Source organism: Thalassospira australica (assembly GCF_044790785.1).
GTDB classification, from domain to species: domain Bacteria; phylum Pseudomonadota; class Alphaproteobacteria; order Rhodospirillales; family Thalassospiraceae; genus Thalassospira; species Thalassospira australica_A.
Genome location: NZ_CP085258.1, coordinates 643,754 through 669,434, shown reverse-complemented (window position 1 = coordinate 669,434; position 25,681 = coordinate 643,754). Strand labels below are relative to the sequence as shown.

The 25,681-nt window shown below is 55.8% G+C and carries 17 protein-coding genes; 1 reads left to right on the top strand and 16 read right to left on the bottom strand.

Annotated elements, in window-relative coordinates; genetic code table 11:
* Nucleotides 1-26: 26 nt before the first annotated feature.
* From ftsY to soxR, 16 genes are all read right to left on the bottom strand, one after another.
* A complete protein-coding gene (gene ftsY / locus LG297_RS03090) occupies nt 27-962 on the bottom strand; it encodes a signal recognition particle-docking protein FtsY (protein WP_404425022.1) in 936 nt (311 codons plus the stop codon).
* Nucleotides 959-2,206, bottom strand: coding sequence for a tRNA (N(6)-L-threonylcarbamoyladenosine(37)-C(2))-methylthiotransferase MtaB (gene mtaB / locus LG297_RS03085; RefSeq protein WP_404425020.1), 1,248 nt, complete (start codon nt 2,204-2,206; stop codon nt 959-961). The genes ftsY and mtaB overlap by 4 nt, the downstream gene beginning before the upstream one ends.
* Before the next feature lie 194 nt (nt 2,207-2,400).
* Nucleotides 2,401-3,426, bottom strand: a complete 1,026-nt coding sequence (locus LG297_RS03080; protein WP_404425018.1) for a GGDEF domain-containing protein — start codon at nt 3,424-3,426, stop codon at nt 2,401-2,403.
* Nucleotides 3,427-3,579: 153 nt separating this feature from the next.
* Nucleotides 3,580-4,509, bottom strand: coding sequence for an acetylglutamate kinase (gene argB / locus LG297_RS03075; protein WP_404425016.1), 930 nt, complete (start codon nt 4,507-4,509; stop codon nt 3,580-3,582).
* A 38-nt stretch (nt 4,510-4,547) separates the two neighbouring features.
* Nucleotides 4,548-5,210, bottom strand: coding sequence for a ribosome biogenesis GTP-binding protein YihA/YsxC (yihA, locus tag LG297_RS03070; protein WP_007091260.1), 663 nt, complete (start codon nt 5,208-5,210; stop codon nt 4,548-4,550).
* 56 nt (nt 5,211-5,266) lie between these two features.
* Complete coding sequence (gene yidC / locus LG297_RS03065; protein WP_404425014.1) at nt 5,267-6,982, bottom strand: membrane protein insertase YidC; 1,716 nt, start codon at nt 6,980-6,982, stop codon at nt 5,267-5,269.
* A gap of 61 nt (nt 6,983-7,043) precedes the next feature.
* The gene (gene yidD, locus LG297_RS03060) at nt 7,044-7,346 is read right to left on the bottom strand and encodes a membrane protein insertion efficiency factor YidD (RefSeq protein WP_062950731.1); all 303 of its coding nucleotides are present in this window, start codon (nt 7,344-7,346) and stop codon (nt 7,044-7,046) included.
* Nucleotides 7,343-7,789 (bottom strand): ribonuclease P protein component, encoded by a 447-nt coding sequence (gene rnpA / locus LG297_RS03055; RefSeq protein WP_404425012.1) that lies wholly within the window; start codon nt 7,787-7,789, stop codon nt 7,343-7,345. The genes yidD and rnpA overlap by 4 nt, the downstream gene beginning before the upstream one ends.
* A gap of 16 nt (nt 7,790-7,805) precedes the next feature.
* Nucleotides 7,806-7,940: a 50S ribosomal protein L34 gene (rpmH, locus tag LG297_RS03050; protein WP_007091264.1), complete on the bottom strand. Its 135-nt coding sequence runs from the start codon at nt 7,938-7,940 to the stop codon at nt 7,806-7,808.
* A 158-nt stretch (nt 7,941-8,098) separates the two neighbouring features.
* Nucleotides 8,099-15,373, bottom strand: coding sequence for a hypothetical protein (locus LG297_RS03045; RefSeq protein WP_404425009.1), 7,275 nt, complete (start codon nt 15,371-15,373; stop codon nt 8,099-8,101).
* Between the two features lie 144 nt (nt 15,374-15,517).
* A complete protein-coding gene (locus tag LG297_RS03040) occupies nt 15,518-16,870 on the bottom strand; it encodes an HlyD family type I secretion periplasmic adaptor subunit (protein WP_404425007.1) in 1,353 nt (450 codons plus the stop codon).
* Nucleotides 16,867-19,005, bottom strand: a complete 2,139-nt coding sequence (locus LG297_RS03035) for a peptidase domain-containing ABC transporter (protein ID WP_404425005.1) — start codon at nt 19,003-19,005, stop codon at nt 16,867-16,869. The genes LG297_RS03040 and LG297_RS03035 overlap by 4 nt, the downstream gene beginning before the upstream one ends.
* Nucleotides 19,002-20,717, bottom strand: coding sequence for a peptidase domain-containing ABC transporter (locus tag LG297_RS03030; RefSeq protein ID WP_404425003.1), 1,716 nt, complete (start codon nt 20,715-20,717; stop codon nt 19,002-19,004). The genes LG297_RS03035 and LG297_RS03030 overlap by 4 nt, the downstream gene beginning before the upstream one ends.
* Nucleotides 20,718-20,894: 177 nt before the next feature.
* The gene (locus LG297_RS03025) at nt 20,895-21,299 is read right to left on the bottom strand and encodes an RNA-binding S4 domain-containing protein (RefSeq protein WP_404425001.1); all 405 of its coding nucleotides are present in this window, start codon (nt 21,297-21,299) and stop codon (nt 20,895-20,897) included.
* A 75-nt stretch (nt 21,300-21,374) separates the two neighbouring features.
* Nucleotides 21,375-24,245, bottom strand: a complete 2,871-nt coding sequence (locus LG297_RS03020) for a helicase-related protein (protein WP_404424999.1) — start codon at nt 24,243-24,245, stop codon at nt 21,375-21,377.
* Between the two features lie 130 nt (nt 24,246-24,375).
* The gene (gene soxR / locus LG297_RS03015) at nt 24,376-24,867 is read right to left on the bottom strand and encodes a redox-sensitive transcriptional activator SoxR (protein WP_404424997.1); all 492 of its coding nucleotides are present in this window, start codon (nt 24,865-24,867) and stop codon (nt 24,376-24,378) included.
* 124 nt (nt 24,868-24,991) lie between these two features.
* Between soxR and LG297_RS03010 the strand changes: the two genes are divergently transcribed.
* Complete coding sequence (locus LG297_RS03010; RefSeq protein ID WP_404424995.1) at nt 24,992-25,582, top strand: NADPH-dependent FMN reductase; 591 nt, start codon at nt 24,992-24,994, stop codon at nt 25,580-25,582.
* The last annotated feature ends 99 nt before the right edge of the window (nt 25,583-25,681 follow it).

Sequence of the window (25,681 nt, the reverse complement as noted above, 5' to 3'; positions counted from 1 at the left end):
TTATACACAGCCAGTTGGACCGTTCCTTAGTCCTCAAGCCCTGCCAGACTGCGCGCAAAGGATTTGGCGTCAAACGGTCGCAAATCCTCGGCACTTTCGCCCACCCCGATCGCATGAACCGGTTTGCCAAACTTTTCAGCCAGTGCAACGACGACACCCCCCTTGGCGGTCCCGTCCAGCTTGGTCACGATCAGGCCGCTGACACTGGTTGCTTCGGAAAAGACCTCGACCTGGGAATGGGCATTCTGGCCGGTGGTCGCATCAAGCACCAGAAGGGTGTCATGCGGGGCTGTTTCATCGCGTTTGTGAATGACACGGACGATCTTTTTAAGTTCGTCCATCAAATGCGCCTTGTTCTGCAAACGGCCGGCGGTATCGATCAGCAAAAGGTCATAACCTTCGCGCTGGGCCTGATCGATGGCATCAAAGGCAAGCCCTGCGGCATCCGCACCGGTATCACGCGCAATCACCGGGCAACCGGTCCGCTCGCCCCAGACTTTAAGCTGTTCGACTGCGGCGGCGCGGAATGTATCACCCGCAGCCATCATGACCTTGAGTCCCTGATCGCGATAGGTTTTGGCAAGCTTTCCGATTGTGGTGGTTTTGCCCGATCCGTTAACGCCGACCACAAGGATCACATGGGGCTTTTTGGTCGCATCAATCACCAGCGGCTTTGCCACGGGTTCAAGGATTTTGGCGACTTCGCTGGCGATGAATTCCTGAACCTCGGCGGGATCGACTTCCTTGTCGAAACGGGTGCGCGACAATTCCGCGCCCAGTTTTGCCGCTGTGGTGACACCCAGATCGGATGTGATCAGCAGATCTTCGAATTCCTCAAGCGCATCGTCATCCAGACGGCGCTTGGTGAAGATATCCGCAATCCCGGTGGTCAGTTTCGAGGAGGAGCGTTTCAACCCGTCTTTCAACCGGGCAAACCAGCTTTTTTTCCCCTCTTCACTCATCCCGCAAGCTCCGCTTTCAATTTTCCGTCTTCAACGCCAATAACTTTGGCCTTTGCAATTGTGCCCGGTTCTATCACGCGATCCAACGTAACGGGAGCAAAATGCTCCGTATGTCCGGTATTTTCCTTTTCCACCAACACATTCTCGGTCAGGCCGATGCGTGATTTCAGGAAATTGTTCAACTGAATGTCACCGGCATCGCGAAGCGCGCCTGCGCGTTCCTTGCGGATATCCTTTGGCACCTGGGGCATACGGGCTGCCGGTGTGCCCGGACGGGCAGAATAGGGGAAAACATGCAGGTAAATCAGGCCGCATTCATCAACCAGACGCAGGGTATTTTCCGCCATTTCATCGGTTTCGGTCGGGAAACCGGCAATGATATCCGCCCCAAAGGTCACATCGGCGCGAAGCCCCCGCACCTTGTCGCAAAAATCGATGACATCTTGCCGCAGATGGCGACGCTTCATGCGTTTCAGTACCATGTCATCGCCTGCCTGGAGGCTGATATGCATATGCGGCATCAGGCGTGGTTCGGTTTCGATCAGACGGAAAATATCCTCGTCGACCTCGACCGGGTCGATTGACGAAATCCGCAGACGTGGCAATTCGGGAACCTGTGCCAGCAGACGGCGTGCCATCTGCCCCAATGTCGGCTTGCCCGGAAGATCATGACCATAGGATGTGATATCCACCCCGGTCAAAACGACTTCGCCGTAGCCATTGGCAACCAGTTCGCGCACCTGTGTTACAATCTCGCCCATCGGCACACTGCGCGAATTACCGCGCCCAAACGGGATGATGCAGAATGTGCAGCGATGATCACAGCCATTCTGAACCTGAACAAAGGCGCGCGCGCGGCCTTCGAAACCCGAAACCAGATGGCTTGCAGTTTCCTCGACCGACATGATGTCGTTCACGACAACACGTTCATGTTCGGGCATCAGGAATGTTTCGGCCTTCATCTTGGCATCGTTGCCAAAGATGCGGTCGATCTCGGTCATTTTGGCGAATTTGTCGGGATTGACCTGAACCGCGCAGCCGGTCACGAAAATCTTGGCATTGGGGTTTTCACGACGCAGGCGACGGATGCTTTGGCGGGCCTGACGTTCTGCCTCGGTCGTAACGGCGCATGTATTGATAATGATCGCATCATCAAGACCGGCATTTTTGGCATGGTCGCGCATCACCTCGGATTCATAGGTGTTCAGGCGACAACCAAATGTAACAACGCGCGGCTCTGTCATGCTCGCCCTTTTACCGTCCATTCCGGTTTGGAAAACAACCCCGTCGGCGCGGCACAATCAAAATTACCTGCTGCCAGTACGGAATGTCTGGCAAGGTCAATTCCCTTGCCAAGCGCTGGTTTCATACGCTTTTCGCAGTTTCAATGCAAGTCTGCCCGGTTCATGGCACGCATGCACCGAACGGGACGGAATACCTATTCGGCAGCGAAGTTACGATTGCGACCGTTCTTTTTCGCCCGATAGAGTGCATTATCGGCCCGATCAACGACCTTGGCGGCACCTTCGCCCTTCACATATTCGGCCACACCGACCGAAACCGTCATGTGGCCAAATGACGTTCCACTGGATTTGGCACGGACTTCGCGGGCGGCGATACGCTTGCTCATATCATCGGCCAGCATCATCGCATCGTTAAGCGGCGTCTGGGGCAACAGGATTGCAAACTCGTCCCCGCCATAACGTGCCACCAGATCGCGGCCCTTGGTATTTGCCTTGATCATGGATGCGATCAGGACAAGGATTTCATCGCCGATCCGGTGACCGTATTTGTCATTCACCACCTTGAACTGATCAAGATCAACCATCATCACGCAAAATGGCTCGTCGCTGTTGCCAGCATCGAACTCGATGCAGCAGTTCGCCAGGGTTTCCTCGAAATGCATTCGATTGGACACCCGGGTCAGGCCATCGGTGTAGGACCGTTCACGGGTCTCATGCAATTCACGCTGCAGATGGGCGATCTTGTTCAGATAATCGCCCAGCTGTTCATGCAGGCTTTCGACCGTCGTTTGCATCCGATCCGTATGCAAGGCAACATTGTGGATCATCTCTTCAAGATTTTCACCGGTCTTGAGGGATTCCCCTGCCTTGCCCAGAATATCGCCATAAACGCGCAGCTCGTCACGCGTGTTTGTCAGGCTGGCGTCGCTGTTCTCAACAACATCGGAAAAATCTTCCATGCCGCGCTGAAGGAAATCGGCAGCCTGCCGGTCAAAGATATAGCGGTAATAAAGTTGCAGCAGCGTTTCTTCGCCGATGGCCTCGCCACTTGCCTTTACCGCGTCGATAACCCGCAGAATTTCGGGGTTTTCTTCGGCGTAGTAGACAAACCAGACATGGTAAAGTTCGGGGGTGGGACGCAGGCCATGATCGCGCAGGGCATCCAGCGTTGCCTTGGCATAGTCCCAATGTTTTGAAACATGATGATCCGTCGTTGTCACAACGGCTGCTCCGCCTTTTTATTTACCTATTATATTTCAGAGACCTAAGCCCGCAAAGGCGTTTGCTCGCATAGAACATAGCCTAGTCTGCGGGATCGGGCCACTCATCCATAATGGTAATCTATCGGCGGTCTACACTTAAAAAGGCCGGAATCAGCCGCCCCGGATCATGGTACCGGCACCGCGTTCGGTGAACAGTTCCAGCAATACCGCATGCGGCGCACGACCATCGACGATTACCGCGGCCTCGACCCCGTTGCGGACTGCATCCATGCAGGTTTCCGTTTTCGGGATCATACCGCCCTGGATCGTACCGTCGGCGATCATTGCATTGATGCTGTCGATGTCCGCATCGCGCACCAGTTGCTTGTCTGCATCAAGGATACCCTTGACGTCGGTCAGCATATAAAGGCGACGCGCACCGACGGCCTTTGCAATCGCACCGGCAGCCGTATCAGCATTGATATTGTATGTCTGACCGTCTTCACCAACCCCTATGGGTGCAATTACCGGAATAATGTCGGTATTGATGAAGCAATCAAGCACATGCGGATTGACCTCCACCGGTTCACCGACAAAGCCAAGGTCAAGGACCTTCTCGATATTGCTTTCGGGATCGCGTTTGGTGCGTTGCAGTTTGCGCGCCTTGATCAAATGCGCATCCTTGCCGCACAAGCCAACGCTGACACCCCCGGCACGGTTGATGTTCGAAACGATTTCCTTGTTGATCTTGCCTGCCAGAACCATTTCGACAACGTCGATTGTCTGCTGGTCCGTCACGCGAAGGCCATCAACAAATTCGGACTGGATGTTAAGCTCTTTGAGCATCTGACCGATCTGCGGACCGCCGCCATGAACCACGATCGGGTTCATGCCGACCTGCTTCAAAAGAACCATATCCTGGGCAAACAGGCGGGCCAGCTCCGGATCCCCCATTGCGTGCCCGCCATATTTGACCACAATCGTCTGACCGTTATAGCGTCGCATATAGGGAAGAGCCTCGGACAGAACCTTGGCACGTGCCAGCGTCCGGTATGCGCTGGATTCCGAGTTTTCTTCTTCAGAACGGACTTCTTCGTTCATGTCTTTTCCCCAATGTTATACGAGCGCTATCGGGTGGATTATAGCAGCGTTGCGATTTCTGCGCGAAGCGCTTCAAGGCCGGTGCCTTTTTCGCTTGATGTCGCAAAAAGCTGCGACAGGGCGGCGGGATGTTTTTTGACCGCTTCGACCACTTCGCGAATGCGTTTTTCCATCTGGCCTTTTTTCAGCTTGTCGGCCTTGGTCAGAACAATCTGATAAGACACGGCGGCTTCATCAAGCATCTTCATCATTTCAAGATCGGCTTTCATGAAGCCATGCCGGGAATCGATCAAAACAAACACACGCCGCAACGTTACCCGCCCGCGCAAATACTGTTTGATCACATTCTGCCATGTATCGACGATATCCTTGGGAGCCTTGGCAAATCCATAGCCCGGCAAATCGACGATATTAAGCGCGCCATCCAGATCGAAATAGTTCAGCTGCTGGGTGCGACCAGGCGTGTTCGATGTCCGGGCCATATCCTTGCGACCGGTTATGGCATTAAAAAGGCTTGATTTTCCGACATTGGAGCGCCCCGCGAGGCAGATTTCGATCTTGTCTTCGGGCGGCAACTGTTCAAGTTGCGCCACCCCCAACATGAAAGTAACCGGGCGGGAAAACAGTTTCCGCCCGGCTTCGATCTGAGCCGATTCAAATGTCGGGATAGCAGTTGCCGATGGCAATTTTTCTTCGGTCATTGTCGTTCCTTGAGCCCCCAGGGGGCGTTTACACGCCCCTGGGGGAGGACGGGGATTTACATCCCCATCTTATACATGATGTAACGCTGTTGCGCGATCGACAGCAGGTTGTTCCATGCCCAGTAGATCACAAGACCCGCCGGGAAACTTGCCAGCATGAAGGTAAAGATCAGCGGCAGGAACATCATGATCTTGGCCTGCGTCGGATCTGCCGGTGCCGGGTTCAGTTTCTGCTGCAGGAACATGGTGATCCCCATGATCAGCGGCCATACGCCGATCATCAACATCTGCGGCGGATCCCACGGGATCAGGCCAAACAGGTTGAACAACGAGGTCGGATCCGGTGCCGAAAGATCCTGAATCCAGCCAAAGAACGGGGCATGGCGCATTTCGATGTTCACAAACAGCACTTTATAGAGTGCGAAGAACACCGGAATCTGAACCACGATCGGCAGGCAACCCGAAGCCGGGTTGATCTTCTCGCGCTTGTAAAGCGCCATCATTTCCTGCTGCTGACGCTGACGGTCATCCTTGAACTGGTCACGCAGCTTCATGATCTGCGGCTGCAGCTTTTTCATCGCACTCATGGATTTGTAGGATTTGTTCGCCAGCGGATAGAGAACCAGCTTAACAAGAACCGTAAATGCCAGAATGGCGACCCCGAAATTACCAACCAGATGGTTCAACCACTGCAGGAACAGGAAGAACGGTTTGGTCAGGAAGTAGAACCAGCCGAAATCAATCGCGAGGTCAAAATTCGTGATGCCATAGTCATTGGCATACTGATCAAGAAGCGCCACTTCCTTGGCACCGGCAAACAGACGGGTTTCCGAAGCGGCTTCGGAACCGGCCGCCACCGTGCGGGCCGAACCAAGATAATCGGTCTGGTACTTGTCGGAATTCTCGGCAACATGGTGGCTAAAGCGCGTGGTCAGTGCCTCGTCCGAGGACGGTGCCAGCGCAACCAGCCAGTATTTGTCGGTAATGCCAAGCCAGCCACCGGTGGTTTTCTTTTCTACCGCACCATCTTCGGCAAGATCGTCATAATCGATTTCGGTCAGGGTGCCGTCAATGACGCCAAGCGGACCTTCATGCAGGATATAGAACCCTGCCGTGGTCGGCTTGCCCTTACGCGAAATCAGGCCGTACGGATACAGCGTGACATCCGAACCGCTGTCGTTTTTGACCGACTGCCTGATCGAGAACATATAGTTCTCGTCAATCGAAATCTCGCGATTGAAGGTCAGGCCGCTGCCATTATCCCAGCTCAGCGTGACCGGCTTTTCCGGCGTCAATTCATTGGAACTTGCGGTCCACTGGGTGTCGCTGTTCGGAACACTGACAGATTTGTCAGCAGCAACCCAGCCGAATTCGGCAAAGTATGCATTATCGCTGCCGGTCGGGTTCAGAACATGGATCAGCGGGCTGTCCGGTTCTTCGGTCTCGCGGTAATCCTGCAACTGGATGTCGTCAATTACGCCACCAACCAGACGGATCGAACCCTCGACACGCGGGGTTTCGATCTTGATACGCGGAGCTTTTGCCAACGCTGCGTCGCGGTTGACGACCGGCGCTGCCGGTGCTGCACTACCCGGTACGCTGGGCACGTTCGAGGCAGACTGCGGTGCAGTATTGCCGTTGACGTCAAGTTGTTCGCGAACTTGCGCTTCCCGATCCTGCGGGGCAGGTTCGGGAGCGAAAAAGAATTGGAACCCGACAAGGATTGCGACCGAAGCTATAATCGCAATCCACAGGTTACGTTGTTCGTTCATCGCCTCTTTCCGCTTTCGTCCGGCGGCGAAGAAACGCCTGACCGGTATTCTATTTACATGACTAAAGCGCCGTTAACCGGAGTTCATCCTCCGACGGCGCTTTGTTTTGTTCACAGCCACATCCGGGCACGGGATCATAACCATGACCACCCCATGGATGGCAACGCATTATCCGTTTAAAACCCATCCAGCCGCCTTTTATTGCCCCATGGCGGGCAAGAGCCTCCATCATATAGGCCGAACAGGTCGGCTGATATCTGCAGGACCACCCGATATAGGGCGATAAAAAGAGCTGGTAGCCGCGAACCGCGATTTGAAGAAGACGCGCCAAGGGGCCCACATTCGATCCGGGAAGGTTACTCATTTCGCAGAGTCTCCCGCCTTCGTCGCACCACCGGGCCTTGATCCACGTCCCTTGCGGGGACGCTGGGCATCCGGGGCAGAAGGTTTGGCATCCGGAATACGCCGCAGGGCAAACCGCATATCCTCGACCAGTTTTTCAAAATCCCGGTCAATGGTCTGCTGACGACCGATCACGACATAATCCCAACCAGGCAATGCCATTTCCGTCATCAATTGGTCCGCCACGGCACGCAAACGCCGCCGAACGCGATTGCGAACGACGGCCTTGCCCACCTTTTTGGTGACGGTAAATCCGACTCGTGCGAGTCGATCTTCACCGGCGTATTCTGTGTCCGGTTTGATCCCGGGGCGGGGTGCGCCCTGAAGGATCAATCCTTGTGTAACCCATTTCCGGCGGGTGCCTGCGACGCGAAGAAATTCTGCGCGCTTTTTCAAGCGTTCCACCGAAACGGTCACAACATTAGGCCGACAGACGCTTGCGGCCCTTGGCGCGGCGTGCGGTCAGCACACGGCGGCCACCGACGGTCGCGCTGCGGGAACGGAAGCCGTGGCGGCGTTTCCGTACGAGTTTGCTGGGCTGGTAGGTGCGCTTCACTGCACTTACTCCGTTCTAATAAAGGTAATCCAATAAAATTCGAGGTCCGCTGTATAGGACTTCACACCATGGCTGTCAATCGCGACAGGGTGAATTCCCCCAGAAAACCGGCAATGCCGCCGAGATTGCGTCCCGACGGCATCCAAAGCGCCTTTTCGTCACCACTCGATACGTTCGACATTGGAAAATGTCAACTCGGTTCCATCAGAAAACACAATGGTTCCGGACGAATCGGTGGATAGTTCCATATAGTTGTGCTTCGATTTCGTAATGCTGCCTTCATCCAGAACCAGGGTCCAGTCGCTCGAATCGATATTGCCACCATTGGCGCTATGCAATTCGATGGTATCGGTGGTCCAGCCATTGGCCCCACCGTCCACATGGTCCGCCCCGTCACCCATGTTGAAAATAAACAGATCCGACCCGCCACCACCGTAAAGCTGGTCATCCCCCGTGCCACCAATCAGCGTGTCGTCATCATCCCCGCCCAGCAGCATGTCATTCCCGGCCCCCCCAGACAGGGTATCTTTCCCCGCACCGCCAATCAGGGTGTCATTTCCGTCGTCACCATAAAGACGGTCATTGTCACCACCGCCATCAATCGTGTCGTCACCCGATCCGCCATACAGCGTATCGCGCCCCCATCCGGTGGTTAGCGTATCGTTGCCCGATCCACCGTCAAAATAGTTGGACCCGCCATCCGCGTTCAGGATGTCGTTGCCGTCACCGCCAAGGAAGGTGTCATCACCGTATGCGCCATGGATGGAGTCGTTGCCGCCCTCGCCCCATACGGTGTTATTCCCACCGCTAACATCAATGCGATCATTCCCATCACCAGACGCGACCGTATCGTTACCGCTGCCGGTCGTGATGCTGTCATCGCCACTGCCGCTCAGGATGGTATTGCGGCCTTCGCCACCCGTGATCGTGTTGTCGCCATCCCCGGCATCGATATAGTCGTCATCGCTTCCGACACTGATCGTGTCATTGCCGGTCCCCGTCCAGATGCGGTTATCGCCTTCCCCTGCATTGACGATGTTGTTGCCATCGCCACCAACAATGGTGTCATTGCCGCTGCCACTATAAATCGTGTCGTTGCCCGCACCCGTCTGGATGGTATTGGTGCCTTCGTTGGCATAAACAATGTTATCGCCGCCGCTGGCGTGGATCTTGTCACTACCGCTGCCGCCAGTAACATAATCATTGCCGTCACCGGCATAGATCGTGTTTGTGCCTTCCCCACCATGAACGGTGTCGTTGCCGGCACCGGCATCGATATAATCGTTGCCACCGTCGCCGGTAATACTGTCATCTCCATCACCGGCATAAATCACATCATTGCCGTTTCCGGCCCAGATTGTGTCGTTCCCGCCATTTGTCCAGATGGTGTCGTTCCCGCCACCCGCACCGATGGTGTCGTTGCCCGAACCAGTATAGAAGGTTTCGCTTGCCTCACCGCCCCATGCGGTTTCATCGGGATCGACGATTTCTTCCTCGATGGTCACCAAAAGGATCGCTGTTGTGGTCGCGGTATCGTTGCCATCCCGAGATCGGGCCGACACGGTCAATTCGAAGGTTCCGAAATAATCGCTTGCCGGTGTAATCGTCAGACCGCTTAGCTGCGCCGCACTTAACGTCCAGGTTCCGTCCCCGTTATCGATTCCAGCAGAGAGGATTGCGCCATCGGGCACACCGCCAATCGTGATCGTCAGGGTCTCGCTGCTGTCGGTTAATGCCGCGTCGATATCAAGCGCAACAGCATTGCCCTCGTCCCCACTGACATCAGACAGATCAAGTATCGGCGCATCGGCAACACCCGCAACATCGACCGTGAACCTCTCCGTCGCGGTGGCGATATCGCTGCCATCCGCAGATTGTGCCGTGACCGTCAGATCAAACGATCCGCTGAAATCATCGGCTGGGGTAATCGTCAGACCGTTCAGGTCAGCAGGCAACAATGTCCAACTGCCATCACCATTATCCGTACCGGCAGACAGGCTCGCACCGTCCGGCATACCGGTAATGGTGATCGTCATCGTTTCGCTGCTATCTGTCAGCCCCGCATCGACATCCAGACCAATCGCACTGTCTTCGCTGCCCGATGCATCGGACACCGCCAAAGTCGGTGTATCGGCAACCGCACCGACATCAACACTGACGATCTGGCTGGTCGATGCACTGTCGTCACCGGCAGTCGACGTTGCCGTGACGGTCAGATCGAATGTACCGCTGTAATTATCCGCCGGTGTGATCGTCAAACCTTCCAGGTCAGATGCAGCCAACGTCCAGCTACCGTCTCCGTTATTGGTTCCGGCTGACAGGGTTGCGCCATCCGGCACACCTGAAATCGTGATGCCCAGAATTTCGGTCGCATCGGTTAGCGACGCATCGATATCAATGGCAATCGCGCCACCATCCTCGACACCGCTGGCGTCGCTGACATCCAGCACGGGACTTTCTGCCGCCGGATCATAAGACGCACCATCAACATAAATCTCGAGATTCTCGATGTTATTGACCTCGACACCGAGCGAGTCGAGCATCAGGCTTCCGCCCTCACCGCTTTCAATATGGGTTTTCAGGTCCTGAAGCGCTTCAAGGACACCATCCCCCGAAAGCTGATCGGAACGGAGATACAGCTTCAATGTGTCTGTATTTGAACCGCCATCGACAATGCCGGTTCCCTCTGCGGTCAGATCGACGGTGTAATTGATCTCATCATTTCCGGCCTCGCCATACAGCCTGTCGTCGCCCGATCCCGTCAGCTTGTCATCGGAACTACCGCCATAAAGCGTATCGGTGCCTTCCCCGCCATCCAGAGTATCCTTGCCGGAACCGCCCAGAATGGTGTCATTGCCCGCATCGCCGAAGACGATGTCATTGGCATTGCCGGCTTCGATGTAATCATCGCCGTCACCGCCGGAAATCGTATCCTTGCCACCGCCGCCATAAATTGTGTCGCTGCCGGCTCCCCCGTAAACGATGTCATCGGAATTTCCCGCATCGATATAATCATTACCATCCCCGGCATTGATCTTATCCTTGCCCGAACCGCCAAGGATGGTGTCATCCCCCGCGCCCGATGAAATTGTGTCATTGCCGTTCTTGCCGTCGATATAATCATCGCCGTCGCTTGTGGTGATCGTATCCTTGCCGTTGGTGCCGGTTACCGTCTCGTCCGGGTTATCAATCACCTCGACCGTCAGGTTCTGGCTGACACTGTTGCTGTCCTCTCCGTCGATTGAGGTCGCCGTCACGCTCAGGTCAAACGAACCGGAATAATTTTCGCCCGGGGTAATCGTCAGTCCTTCGAGATCGGCAGCACTCAATGCCCAGCTACCATCGCCATTATCGGTTCCGGCCGACAGGATTGCACCATCGGGAACGCCTGTGATCATTACCGTCAGGGTCTCGGACGCATCGGTCAGGATTGCATCGATATCAAGGCTGATGGCCGTGCCTTCATCACCCGAGGCATCAAGAACCTCAAGCAACGGCACATCGGCAACCGCTGCGACATTGACCATGACAGTATCGGAAACCGTCGCAATATCGATCCCGTCCGCAGACTTTGCAGTGATATCGATATCAAAGCTGCCGCTATAATTCTCCGGCGGTGTGATCGACAAACCCTCAAGGTCGGCGGCAACAAGCGTCCAGATCCCGTCACCATTGTCCGTGCCAGCAGAAAGCGTTGCACCGTCGGGCACCCCGGAAATGGTGATCGTCAGGCTCTCCGAACCATCCGTCAAACCGGCATCGATATTAAGCGCGATCGCCGCATCTTCATTTCCGGATGCATCTGCGATTTCCAGCATCGGGGTATCGGCGACGCCAGTGACATCAACTGTGATCGTCCCGCCCACGGTGGCGACATCTTCACCATCTGCCGATTTGGCGGTCACCGTCAGATCGAATGAACCACTGAAGTCATCGGCTGGCGTAATCGTCAGACCATTCAGATCAACAGCACTGAGCGTCCAGCTTCCGTCGCCGTTATCGGTTCCCGCTGACAGGTTTGCTCCCTCCGGCACACCGGAGATCGTCACACTCAGAATTTCAGAGCTGTCCGTCAGACCGGCATCAATATCAAGCGCAATCGCAGAATCTTCCAAACCGGAAGCATTCGACACATTCAGGATTGGTGTGTCTGCGACACCAGCGACATCAACCGTGATGGTTGCAGCATTCGTTGCACTGTCATCGCCGGATACAGATGTCGCCACCACATTCAGATCGAAGCTGCCAGCGTAATCCGCGGGCGGCGTAATCGTGAGGCCGTCAAGCTGATCCGGGCTTAACGTCCAGCTGCCATCTCCGTTGTTGGTTCCGGCTGACAAAGTGGCACCTTCCGGCACGCCGGAAACAGTCACACTCAATGTCTCGGTCGCATCAGAAAGGGATGCATCAATGTCAAGAGTGATCGCCGTATCTTCATTGCCCGAGATATTGCCAACCTCAAGCTCGGGCGCATCGGCAAGCGGATTATAGGCTTCGCCGTCAACAAAGACCTGAAGCTCTTCGATATCGGCGACTTCAACACCAAGTGCAGCAAACGTCAGGCTGCCTGTATTTCCGCCATCAATATGATTCTGCAGGTCCTGCAAAGCACTCAGGACATCCGGGTTCGCGAGCTGTTCGCTCGTCAGATGCAGTTTGAGAATGTCGGCATTGCCACTGCCATCAACAAGACCGACCTGTCCGCTTTCAGGCGTGATGGTATATTCCAGAATGTCATCACCCGAGCCGCCATCAAGTGTGTCACCACCCGATCCGATCAGGGTATCGTCCCACGAGCCGCCTGAAAGCACATCTGTGCCTTCACCACCATCAAGCGTGTCGTTGCCACTGCCACCTTCCAGTGTATCGTCACCGGCCCCACCGGTAATGATGTCTTCGCCACTGCCGCCATCGAGGTAATCATTTCCCTCGCCACCGGCAATCGTGTCGTGCCCGGTACCACCATAAACGCTGTCATCTCCGGCACCGGCATCAATCGTGTCATGGCCATCTCCACCATAAACCGTGTCATTGCCCGCGCCCGATGCAATGCTATCGTGATCCCAACCCCCTTCGATATAATCGTCGGTATCACCACCCGTGATCTGATCCTTGCCGTCGCTGCCAATGATGGTTTCGCGCCCGTCAGATGCGACATCAACAGTGACGGTATTCGAAACGCTTTGGCTATCCGTACCATCGGTAGAAGTAACCGTCACACCAAGATCAAAGCCCCCCCAATACTCGTCTGGTGGCGTAATCGTCAGGCCATCGAGGTCAGCTGCGGACAGGCTCCAACTACCGTCACCATTATCGGTTCCGGCGGATAGAATCGCACCTTCCGGAACACCACTAATCGTGACTGTCAGAACTTCGCTATCATCGGTGAGGGATGCATCAATATCCAGAGCGATAGCTGAATCTTCATTGCCCGATGCATCAGACACATCAAGCAATGGCCTGTCCGCGACGCCCGCAACATCAACTGTGATGATGCCGCTTGCACTGGCAATATCGGTTCCATCCGCAGATTTCGCCGTGACACCAAGATCAAACGAGCCACTATAGTTGTGAGCCGGGTGTATCCTGAGGCCATCAAGATCACCAGCATCAAGTGTCCAGCTTCCATCACCATTGTTCGTGCCTGCCGACAGGCTTGCACCGTCCGGAACACCGGAAATGGTGACGGTCAATGCTTCGCTCGAATCCGTTACGCCCGCATCGATGTCCAGCGCAATTGTCCTGTCTTCGTATCCGCTTGCATCGGATACTTCCAGTGTCGGCGCATCGGCGACACCAGCAATATCGACCGTGATCGTATCTGACGCAGTGGCGATATCATTGCCATCCGCAGACTGCGCCGTGACCATCAGATCAAACGATCCACTGAAATCTTCAGCTGGTGTAATCGTCAAACCGTTCAGATCAGCAGCAGACAATGTCCAGCTTCCATCGCCATTATCGGTTCCGGCAGACAAGGCCGCACCTTCCGGAACACCAGAGATGGTAACCGTCAGAACTTCGCTGCTGTCGGTCAGACCCGCATCAATGTCGAGTGCTATCGCGCTGTCTTCCGAACCACTGGCATCGGCAACATCAAGCGTCGGCGCATCGGCGAGTCCTTCGACATCCACCGTAATCTCTTCGACCACGACCGCGGTATCGTTGCCGTCGCTTGTCGAGACCGAAACGGTCAGGTCGAAACTGCCGCTATAGTTTTCCCCTGGCGTGACGGTCAAACCGTCAAGGTCTGAGACATCAAGCGTCCAGGTGCCGTCGCCATTATCGGTGCCGGCAGACAGGGTCGCGCCGTCCGGAACACCGGAGATGGTAATCGAAAGGGCTTCGTTGGCATCGAGCAGTTCGGTATCGATCGACAACGCGATTGCGCTGTCTTCGGTACCTGCCGCATCGGTCACATCAAGTGTCGCACCATCTGCGACCGCTCCGACATCGACGGTCAGTGTCGTGCCGGTCGAGGATGTGCTGCCGTTGGCTTCGGTACTGGTTGCAGTAACCGACAGATTGAAGCTGCCATTGTAGTTTTCGCCCGGCGTAATCGTCAGCCCGGAAAGTTGCCCCGGCGTCAGCGTCCATATGCCGTTGCCGTTATTCGTACCGGCAGACAGGATTGCGCCCTCGGGCACACCCGAAATAGTGATGGAAAGAGTTTCGTTGCCACCATCAAGGTCGCGCAGGGCTGCCGAAACATCGAGCGCGATGGCGCTGTCCTCGTCACCGCGGGCATCAGACGCAGAGAGGATTGGTGCATCGGCAATTTTCGGCACCTCGACCGGTGTTTCGGTTTCAAGAGGATCGGCTGCCTCTGCCGATACGGCCTGACCAGTTGAAGTGGAAACATTGGTCACATCGGGCGTATCGGGCGCGGCCTGTGGCACGACGTCTGGTCCGATATTTTCACCCGTGCGGCCCCCCGATCCTTCACGGGCCCCCGGGACGGATGTAGTATCGGGTGTCGATACCGGCTGCAGGTCCTGTAGATTACCCGTGTCGCTTCCGCGCAAGGAAACCGGGTCGCGCCCCGATCCGCCCCCGGCAGTTTCGGGACTTTCACCAACCGTATCGATATTGTTTTCAAGATCGGCGCGCTCGGACTCGGCCAAGGCCTGCTTTTCGGTCGCTTCGGCCTGAGTGGCTTCCTCGGCGCGCTTGTCATCGGCATTGCGACGGCGGAATTCGCGTTGCTGTTCGCCCTCGGGGTTGCTGATCTGGTTACCGTAATGAACATTGCCAAGCTGTTCATTGGGATTGGATGCATCGGCATCCTGATCGGCATGGAGTTCGACATGCTCGTCCGTATCATCGCCGCTGCGGTCATCGCGCAAAAGGTCGTCATCGCCGGTGTCCGGTTCAGACCGGTTGCCGCCCAGTTCGTTACGAGTGCCTTCTGCGTCGCGAGGATCGTCCGCCATCTAAACCCATTCTCCGAGAAATGCGGGAAGGGAATCCCCAGTCCGCATTTCTATACAAAAGTATAGAATTCTCTGTTTTACCAGAGAAATGTGCGGCCAGGCAGTAGAAATGACATCATCATTTCCAGCGGGACCAATTTGAACTCAGCGTTCGCTAAATGCCTGATCAAGCGAGACATAAACCGGCTTGAGCAGATATTGCAGCAATGTTCTTTCCCCGGTCTGGATATCGGCCTGAACCGTCATGCCCGGGATAATCGGCTGAGCGCGGGCACCGTCACCGACTTTGTCGGCATCAAGCGCCACCCTTCCCTTATAATACGGTCGGCCTTCTTCATCAACAAAAGTAGAGGCCGATATTGATACTAATTCACCACTGATACTACCATATCGTATATAGTCAAATGCGCTCACCTTGACCGTCACCGGCTGTCCAAGATGGACATGACCGATATCCTCGGTCGAAATCCGGGTTTCCGCGACGAGTGCATCATCGGTCGGAACCAGTTCCATGACCACCTGTGCCGGGGCGATCACCCCGCCGATCGTGGTGAATTGCAGCCCCTTGATATAGCCCTTGGACGGTGCACGAATTTCAAGGCGGGCGACCCTGTCCTTCAGTTTACGCAGTGCCTCGTCCGCTTGGGCAATTTCACCGCCAAGCCGCCCCAGTTCGCTAAGTGCTTCTTCGCGCTGGCTGTTTTCCAGCTCATTCAGGCGTAAATTTGCTTCGGCGATGGTTTCGCGCGCACGTGCCATTTCGGCAATGACGCCGGAAAGATTGCCCTGCGCCTCGTTCAATTCGCGCTGGATGTTGAGGAATAGAACCTTGGAATTCAGACCCTGTTCATACAGCGAGCGACGCATGGTCACTTCCTGATCAAGCAGGTCAGCAGAACGGCGCAATGTGCTTTCCTGTTGCCGAAGCTGGGCAAGCTCGGCATTGCGTTCCTTGATCTGGACTTCAAGGATTTCACGCTGGCTGTTATCGAGATCGGTCTTGATCCGATAGATTTCCTGCTGGTTCTTTGCCAGTTCCGGATAGCGATCCATCAGCAGGGAAAAATCGGGTTCGCGCGATTCGGCAAGGGCGCGATAGCGTTCGGCTTCAAGACGCAGACTGCCCAGTCTGGTTTCGGCCTGCGACAGTTCGGCCTGAGATGCTTCGGGTTTCAACCGCATCAAAACCTGGTCTTTTTCGACCAAGTCACCATCCCGCACCATGATCTCGGAAATGATACCGCCTTCAAAATGCTGAATTTTATTGACGGCTCCGGTCGGCATAACCTGCCCGAAGGTCGTCGCGGTTTCCTTAATTTGTGTGGTCGCGGCCCACGCGACCAGCGCGATAAAGCCAACCGAGAGCATCACCATCGCCGAGCGGACAAAAACGGAAATTCCGCCTTCTTCAAGCAATACGGCATGCGACAGATAACGCGCCATACGACGCGACTGACGGAACCGTTCTATTGCGGTGTTCTGGGCTGCGTCGCTCATAGGAAACCTCCGTCAAGCACCCGTTGCTTGATGCGTGCGGGGGGCGCATCGGCGCGCACCTGCCCGGCATCAAGAACAATGATGCGGTCGGCCAGATCAAGGTGACTGGGCCGATGGGTAATCAGGAAAATCGTCGACCCGCCACGCAGGCGGTTGATCGTATGCTGGAAAGCCCGATCCGCTTTCTGGTCAAGGCCGTTGGTCGGCTCGTCAAACAGAATGATCGGTGCTTCGCGGACAAAGGCACGCGCCAGAGCAAGCCGTTGCAGGAAGCTTGCCGAAAAGCGCGAGGAATGCTGATCGCCGATCCGTGTCTCAAAACCGTCGGGCAGGGCTTCGATTTCTGAAAGAATGCCCGCCGACATACAGGCCATCCGCAATTCATCAGGCGATGCAATCGGGTTGGCAAGACGCAGATTCTGCGCGATTGATCCGCGGAAAAATTCAATATCCTGCGGGACATAGGAAATCGACTGACGCAGGGTTTGCGGGTCCATCTGGCGGATATCGGCCCCGTCGATCAAGACAGCCCCTGCCTGGGGCTGATACATCCCGGCGATCAGTTTGATCAGGGATGATTTTCCGGCCCCGTTTGAACCGACGATGGCGACCACCTGACCCGCCTTGATATCGAAATTCACCCCCACCAGTGCCGGGTCGGCATCCGGTGCGTAGCGGAAGCTCACGCGCGAGAAGGTAACATTGCCTTCGAAACGGCGTTGGCCAACCGTGCGCGGCACCAGATCACGTTCCGGCGCCAGCGTCATCAGACGGTTGATCTGACGCACGGAGCCGCGCAACTGTGCCAGTCGCGGCATACCGACAAAGGCCTGATTGATCGGGCCAAGTACACGCCAGGCCAGCATCATCGATGCCACCAGCGCGCCAACGGTCATTGAACCAGCCATGACCTGAACCGCGCCAAAGGCAAGGATAAGCGCCCCGGCTGAGACCATCAGAATCTGTGCTGATGTATTGATCACATTATTGACCATCGCCACCCGGAAGCCGGCATAAGCCGTATCCGCCGAAATATCGCGGAAACGCGATAACCAGCGATGTTCGGCCCCGGTATATTTCAGCGCCTGCATCTTGCCGACCGTCTCGACCAGAAATTCCTGCCGGTTCGCACCATTGCGCCCCAGTTCGGAAACCCGTCGTGACACGACCGGGAAGGTCACCAGCCCGATCAGGGCAAAGACGAAGATAAGTCCAATCGGAATAAGTGCCAACCAGCCCCCAAGGATCGCCAGCACAATCAGGAAAATCGGCAAGAACGGCATTTCAAGAACGACCAGCGCCATCGGGCCGCTGAAGAATTCGCGGACACTTTCAAAATCGCGAATACGCGAAATCTGGACCCCGACCGGCGCACGTTCGGTAAAGGCCGGCGGCAGGGATAGCAACCGTTCGAAAATGGCACTGCTGACCAGGGTATCAAGGCGTGCGCCAAAATGACTGACCATCTGGCTGCGCAAATTGCGCAAGACCCAGTCAAGGATCAGGATAATCCCCATACCGATCCCGAACTGGATCAGCATCGGAATCGACCGCGTCCCGATAACCCGGTCATAAATCCCCATCACAAAGATCGGACTTGCCAAGGCCATCAGGTTCAGCATCAGGGTAATCATCAGAAGCTGCCCGCCAAGAGCGGAAAACCGGTCCGTGATCCCGCCAAACCAGCCACGTTTGTCATCTTCAAAGAAGCGTTCATTTCGGTCGGCCTGGGTGAACTGGAACAGTCGCCCCGGAAGGTTCCCCGGCTTGATCACCATTTCGCGGCTGGTGCCGCCATCAAACACCCGGATACCAACATTTTCCGGCTTGATCACCACCAGTGCCGTACCATTATCGGGGACAAACAGACAGGGCATCAGCCGGTCATCGATCCGGTCAAAAGTCGTATCGATTTCGCGCGACCGGTAATTCAGGTTGGCCAGCACATTGCGAAAATCGGTCAGATCAAGCGCCTCGTCCATATGCGGCAGGGCTTCTGCGACCTGGCGTGGCAATCCACGCCAGCCAAGGGCTTGCAACAACGGCCACAGGCAGGCATCAAAATCCGATTGCGCATCGTGACTGGCAAGCCCCATGCGATAATTCAGCGCAAAATCCATGTTTTCGATATTCATGACCGGGCCCCCGTGTGCCGGATTTCCTGTGCCTCGATCACCGGCTGCGTCCCGCTGCGCCGCAGAACCGGCACCAGACGTTTTTCAATCAGGCGATATTGTTTGTCGGCAAGGGCGATCAGGGACGGGCGATGCGATACCATCACCAGCGTGCAATGTTTGCGAAGTTCGATCAGAAGGCCGGCCAGAATGTTATCACCCGCGATATCAAGCGAACTGTTGGCTTCGTCAAACAGCACGATCCGCGGATAATCAATCAGGGCGCGTGCGATTGCGATGCGCTGTTTGACCCCGCGCGGAAGGGTTTCGGAAGCCTGCCCGCCAACCTCGGTGTCATAACCGTGCGGCATGCGCATGACGATTTCATCAAGCCCAAGCCGTCTGGAAATTTCGACCACACGATCACTGCCGATTTCCTTGCGGAAAGATGTGATGTTTTCAAGGATCGTGCCCTTGAACATCACACCATGCTGCGGCAGATAGGCAATCTGGCGACGGATCGATTCCGATGCATATTTTTGCGGGTCGCGACCATCAAGCCGCACCGTGCCGCTATCGGGGCGCAATGCCCCCATCAGAAGCCACAGCAGGGTTGTTTTTCCCGTCCCGTTTTCGCCGGTAATTGCAACCGATTCACCGGGCTGTATCGCAAGGGACAGATTGTCAAAAACCATGTCCCCGCCTGCATGCGAAAAACTGACATCGTTAAGCTCGATACGCCCGTCAAGCGGCGGCATCTCGCCTGCATTTTCGGCATCTTCGGGCGGCAAACGGAAAAGTTCCCGGCAACGGTCACGCGCAACCCGGATATTCTGGAACTGGGTCCAAAGCCCCATCGCCCGTTGCAGTGGCTGGATCGACCGTCCGGCCAACATGGTGCAGGCCGCAAGACCGCCGACCGTCAGGTCAGCATTGATGACAAGCAGACTGCCGACCCCCGCAACAAGGACCATGGTGATCATGGAAAAACTGGCGCTGGAATTGATTGCGGCATGGGCAGAACGCGCCGCGGCAAGATCGTCCCCGGAGCACTGGATTTGCAGTTGGTCGTGGCGGCGGATCATCATGTTTTCCATCGCCATCGCCTTGATGGTGTGAATACCGGTCAGGGTTTCGATGATGAAATTATAGCGCCGCTCGTCGGCCTGGCTGCGTTCGTCAAGCGCATGGCGCAAACGCCGCCCCAAAAACATCGCGGTCAGCATGAAGGCAATCAGAATGCCCAGAGGCACAATGACAAGTTTGCCGCCGATAATCGCAATCAGGCCAAGGAACAGGACGATAAACGGTAAATCGATAACGGCTCCGATCGCCTGCCCGGCATAGAAATCACGCAGGACATTCAGGCTGTTAAGCCGTTGAAGATGTAAACCCGGCGCGATTTTTTCGTAATCGGAAAGACTGGTCGCCAGCAAGTGACCGACTGCGGCCTGGGAACTTTTATGTTCGAACTTCGCCGCCGACAGGGACGAGATATAGGCACGCCCCAGACGCAGGATCGCCTCAAGCAGCAGGGCCCCGAAAACACCCAGTATCAGCAGCGTCAAAGTCGGGATGGCATTATGGGGCAGCACACGGTCATAGACCTGCAACAATGTCACCGGCAGTGCCAGCGACAGCAGGTTAATAACGAGTGCAGCAATCAAAATGCTAAGTCGGCCCGCACCCAAATGGGATAAAGTTCCGATATGCAGGCCAGGCTTGCGTTTCATAACGCCGTCGATCTCCGAGGTTCGAGCGAAACCATACTTAAGTAGGTGTATTATACTTCTATATAGGATCAATAGCCCAAGCCTATGCCATAAGCAAGAAGATCCTGAAGATTATACAACCCGATATAATGTTCGCGCCGTACCTGGCGTCAGATCAGATTTCTATCTGTAAAAGTATTATTCCTCGCCGCGCAAGCGATCTGTAGCACGTCTTTCGGCCTTTGTCGGGCGGCCGCTTCCGGATTCGCGTTCGGCAACCGGGGCAGTCCTGATATCCGATGCAACTTCCTTTTTTGCCACGCGCGGCGGCGAATGATCGACATAAAGCAATTGGGCCTCGGGGGCAGGTCCGCGACGCTCCCCCGGTGCCACCACCTCGACCACACGCAGATGTGGCCCCTGAAAGAACTGCAGCCGGTCCCCGGCAACGACCGTCACACTGGCCTTGGAAACGGATTGCCCGTTCAGAACAATATGCCCCGACTGGCAGGCTTTGCTGGCAAGCGAGCGGGTTTTATAGAACCGCGCATACCACAGCCATTTATCTATACGGACCTTGTTGCCTGATTGATCAGTTGTCATGAATTGATTTTGCCATCCCCAACGCAATACGGCGATCCCGCAAAGGATCGCCGTATTGCTGAAAACAGGTCGGAGTCAGCCTTTTGCCGCCAGCATTTCTTTGAGCTTGGCGAAAGGTGAATCCTCGTTGATCTGGTTGTTTTTGGCCGGTGCGTTGTTCGGACGCCCCTGTCCGCCACCGGAACGGTCGCCGCCCTTGTTCGGGCCGCCACGATTCGGACGCTGACCGCCCTTGCCTTTCGGGGCACCCTTGCCACGGGCTTCCTGACGCGGGCCGCCACGCTGGCCTTTGTTTGCACCGCCACCGCGTTTTCGGCGATCTACACGGACAAAATACTTGACCTCGACGAATTCCGGCTCGGCTTCGGCTTCACCGGCTGCCGGGGCAGCTTCTTCGGCGGGCGTTTCGCTGACGGCGTCGGCCGGTGCTTCTTTCGCTGCTTCATCGGCATTTGCGGCTTCAGCAGGAGCTTCCGGTGCATCTGCGGTCACAGCAGCAGGTTCAGAAGCAAGTTCAGCAGCCTTTTTAGCAGCTTCCTTGGCGTCAAGTTCAGCCTTGCTGACCTTGACGATTTCGGCACGCCAGCCAAGTGCGGTGAAAACACCTTCGGCCTGTTCGACCGTGCACCCCAGAAGCGACAAAAGATCGGGATCTGGTTTTACCTTGCCATCATTTTCGCGTGCCTTCTGGCGCAGCAATGCCGCAAAACGTTCGAGCATGTCGACACGCGCGGCAAGCGGCCCAACGGGCATATAGCCGGCCGCGAGATAGAAACCCTTGGAATTGCTGCGATCATTGGGAACAGATGTCCGGCCTGCGGGCGGCAGTTCCGGCAGCGCGTCAAGTTCGCGCGAAACAGCCCACAAAATACCACGCAGTTCGACCGGGTCGGGTTTCAGCGCGTCCAGAACATGAACCGTTTCAACGCCCAGACGCACGCCCAGCTTGGCCAGTGCCTTGCGGTCCTCGTCCGAAAGATCCTTGATCAGACTTTCAAGATCGGCACGCGGCACACAGCCCAGACCTTCGTTCAACTGGAACAGAAGGCCGCGAATCGGACCGGGCAACTGACAATCGCGCAGGCGGGTCAGCATTTTTAGGCGCGCTTCGATATGGGCGTTGACGAAATTCTGAAGCCGGGTCCGCACACGTTCGCGGGTCGGCCCGTCAAAGAACTCGCTGTCAATGACCTGGACGTCTGGACTGAGGACAGTATCGCCCTTTTTCAGCCCACCGACGACAGCCCCGTTCCACAGGACTTCCAGTTGACCATTCACCGCGAATTTATCGTCTTCATCGGTTTCCAGTTGTTTGACACGCTGGGCAATTTCGCCAGTCAGCGCACGACGTGCAGCACTGGCGATAGCCTTGCCTTCAAACGCAGCATCGGTTTCATCGGCGATGAAACGGAATCCTTCCAGTCGGCCGACGTATTCACCTTCGACCTGGACTTCACCATTCGCAGTGATGGTAGACATGAGTTCAGACTTGTCCTTGAGACTTTTCAATAAAACCGAAGTTCGTCTGTCAACGAACCTTTGGGTCAGGCGTTCATGTAGCACATCAGAGAGCTTATCCTCAATGGCCCGCGTACGTTCCTGCCAATGATTGGCATCTTCAAGCCAGTGATGCTTGTGCGATACATAAGTCCAGACGCGAATCCCCGCCAACCGTGATGACAACTGATCAATATCACCATCATAACGATCCAGGCGCAAGACTTGTTCGCCCAACCAGTCGATTGGCAGCTTGCTGTTTGGTTTCGCGAGATAGCGATAGATAGATGTTAGCAGTCTTGGATGTGCATCGGTATGGATATTTCTGAAGTCAGGAATCTGGCAGACTTCCCATAACAATTGCACCCGGTCGGGTGCTGATGCGATGCGCGCAACGTCTTCGTTTTGCGACAGATGCGCCAGCATGATTTCATCGACCGGTTCGCGCGCCAGAACAAGCGTCGGATTATCCGACCGCCTGCGCAGCGATTTCAGCAAGGCATCGACGGTTCTGAAATCCAGTCGCGCATTGCGCCAGAAGACTTTCGCAAGCGGTTCGAACTCGTGGGCTTCGATCTGTTCGATAATATCGGGATCGATCCCCGAAAGATTCCCCGTCACCCCAAAGGTGCCGTCATTCATATGCCGCCCGGCACGTCCGGCAATCTGCGCGGTTTCCGCCGCCGTAAGCCCGCGATTGAACTGACCGTCAAACTTGTGAAGGGCGGCAAAAGCAACATGATTCAGCTCAAGATTAAGCCCCATACCGATGGCATCGGTCGCGATCAGGTGTTCGACCTCGCCATTCTGGAACATCTCGACCTGAGCATTGCGTGTACGCGGGCTGAGTGCGCCAAGCACCACCGCCGCCCCGCCCTTCTGGCGGCGGACAAGTTCGGCAACGGCGTAAACTTCCTGTGCGGAAAATGTCACCACGGCCGATTGTGACGGCAGACGCTGGATTTTTTTCGATCCGTTATAGGTCAGAGTCGAAAACCGTGCGCGGGTGTCAAATTCAACATTGTCGATCAGTTGACCGATCACCGGGCGAATGGTTTCCGCCCCCATGAACATGGTTTCGCTGATACCGCGCGCATGCAAAAGCCGGTCGGTAAATACGTGCCCGCGTTCGGGATCGGCACACATCTGGATTTCATCGATAGCCAGAAAATCAACCTGCTTGTTGACCGGCATGGCTTCGACCGTACACAGGAAATAGCGTGCAGACTTCGGAAGAATGCGTTCTTCGCCGGTGATCAGCGCCACCGCACCCTTGCCAACACGGGCGACCGCACGATCATAGTTTTCACGCGCCAGAAGCCGCAGCGGAAAACCGATCATACCCGAGGTATGCGCCAACATCCGTTCCATGGCCAGATGGGTCTTGCCGGTGTTGGTCGGCCCCAATATGGCAAGGATACGGGGACCGGTTCGGGTTGAAATCTGCATCAAACTTTTCCAGCAGGCATCGCGGATGATTTCGCGCGCCTAGATCAATGCGCCTTTCAACACGCCGCATCGCACAATGTCAAGCATTCTGCCGTATCGGCAAGAGTATCCCAATGCATTCCGTTACAGATCAAGACGTTCCATCTGACGGGTCGTGATCCTGTGCATCATCAAGTTCAAGCAACCGCGCCCCTGGACCATCCGTTGCCAATTCATCCGACGGGTTGCGAAGCGGGCAGTCGCTGATGGAAAGGCAGCCACACCCGATGCATTTACCGAGTTGATCGCGCAGCAGGGTCAATTGTTCGATCCGGCTATCAAGATCATCACGCCAACGCGACGAAAGCTTTTCCCAGTCCTGTGTCGTCGGCGCCCGGTTATTTGGCAGCCCCGATAACGCATTACCGATTTCGGCCAACGGAATGCCGGTGCGTTGTGCTACCTTGATGATCGCGACCCGGCGCAGGATACCACGCGGAAAGCGTCGCTGATTGCCATCTGTTCTGATCGAGGAAATCAGCCCCTTGCGCTCGTAAAAATGAATCGCCGATACGGCAAGTCCGCTTCTTTTTGCGACCTCACCAACACTGAGATAGCGATGTAATACGCCGCTTTTTCCCATTTCCCTGCCCTTTTCGTCATTCTTTCACGATGCATTGCTGCATTCTAAATACGTTATTGACCTGAACCAATGTTAAGGTTCTATAGAATTACTCCTTGCTGCAAAATAATCAAGGAGTCACGCCATGAAAGAGTCATTCAACCTTGCTATCATCTATGGCAGTGCGCGCGAAAACCGGTTCTGTGACACGGTTGCCGGATGGGCCGTCGAAATCCTGAAAAATGATCCGGACCTGTCCATTGATATCATCGACCCCGCAAAGCTTGATCTGCCGTCGCGTCATGTCGGCAATACGCATCCCGGTGTTGCCGAACTACAGGCCAGCTTGGCCGAAGCCGACGCCTTTCTGATCGTAACCCCGGAATATAATCACAGCTTTACCGGCGAACTGAAATTGCTGATCGACGCCGCCAAGCCCGAATGGCGCCGAAAGCCATTGGCGTTTGTGTCCTATGGCGGAATGTCGGGTGGTTTGCGGGCGGTCGAACAATTGCGACTGGTTTTTGCCGAATTGCATGTCGTGACCATGCGGGATGTTGTCAGCTTTGCCAATGTCTGGGACCGGTTTGATCAGAATGGTTATCCGATCGACAAAGCCGGGTCCGAGGCGGCCCTTAAACACATGGTCAATGATTTGAAATGGTGGGCGCGCACATTGCGCGACGGTCGCTATCCGCAAGTCCTGGCCGAAATGCAGGAGGTCGCGGCATCATGAACAACAAGGGCGCTGCCTGCCGGTATATCCCGTGCTGGATATACCACGCTGGCGGTCGGACGTTGTGTAGCGCCCCGAACCGCATCGCGTTTGCCCAAA

Bases quoted from the DNA above. Each gene is read 5' to 3' on its own strand.
- argB (WP_404425016.1), bottom strand. From the start codon at position 4,509: ATGAACGAAGAAGTCCGTTCTGAAGAAGAAAACTCGGAATCCAGCGCA.
- LG297_RS03030 (WP_404425003.1), bottom strand. From the start codon at position 20,717: ATGAAACGCAAGCCTGGCCTGCATATCGGAACTTTATCCCATTTGGGT.
- LG297_RS03010 (WP_404424995.1), top strand. From the start codon at position 24,992: ATGAAAGAGTCATTCAACCTTGCTATCATCTATGGCAGTGCGCGCGAA.
- mtaB (WP_404425020.1), bottom strand. From the start codon at position 2,206: ATGACAGAGCCGCGCGTTGTTACATTTGGTTGTCGCCTGAACACCTAT.
- ftsY (WP_404425022.1), bottom strand. From the start codon at position 962: ATGAGTGAAGAGGGGAAAAAAAGCTGGTTTGCCCGGTTGAAAGACGGG.
- LG297_RS03025 (WP_404425001.1), bottom strand. From the start codon at position 21,299: ATGACAACTGATCAATCAGGCAACAAGGTCCGTATAGATAAATGGCTG.
- LG297_RS03045 (WP_404425009.1), bottom strand. From the start codon at position 15,373: ATGGCGGACGATCCTCGCGACGCAGAAGGCACTCGTAACGAACTGGGC.
- soxR (WP_404424997.1), bottom strand. From the start codon at position 24,867: ATGGGAAAAAGCGGCGTATTACATCGCTATCTCAGTGTTGGTGAGGTC.
- yihA (WP_007091260.1), bottom strand. From the start codon at position 5,210: ATGACCGAAGAAAAATTGCCATCGGCAACTGCTATCCCGACATTTGAA.
- yidD (WP_062950731.1), bottom strand. From the start codon at position 7,346: ATGAGTAACCTTCCCGGATCGAATGTGGGCCCCTTGGCGCGTCTTCTT.
- LG297_RS03035 (WP_404425005.1), bottom strand. From the start codon at position 19,005: ATGAATATCGAAAACATGGATTTTGCGCTGAATTATCGCATGGGGCTT.
- LG297_RS03040 (WP_404425007.1), bottom strand. From the start codon at position 16,870: ATGAGCGACGCAGCCCAGAACACCGCAATAGAACGGTTCCGTCAGTCG.
- yidC (WP_404425014.1), bottom strand. From the start codon at position 6,982: ATGAACGAACAACGTAACCTGTGGATTGCGATTATAGCTTCGGTCGCA.
- LG297_RS03020 (WP_404424999.1), bottom strand. From the start codon at position 24,245: ATGCAGATTTCAACCCGAACCGGTCCCCGTATCCTTGCCATATTGGGG.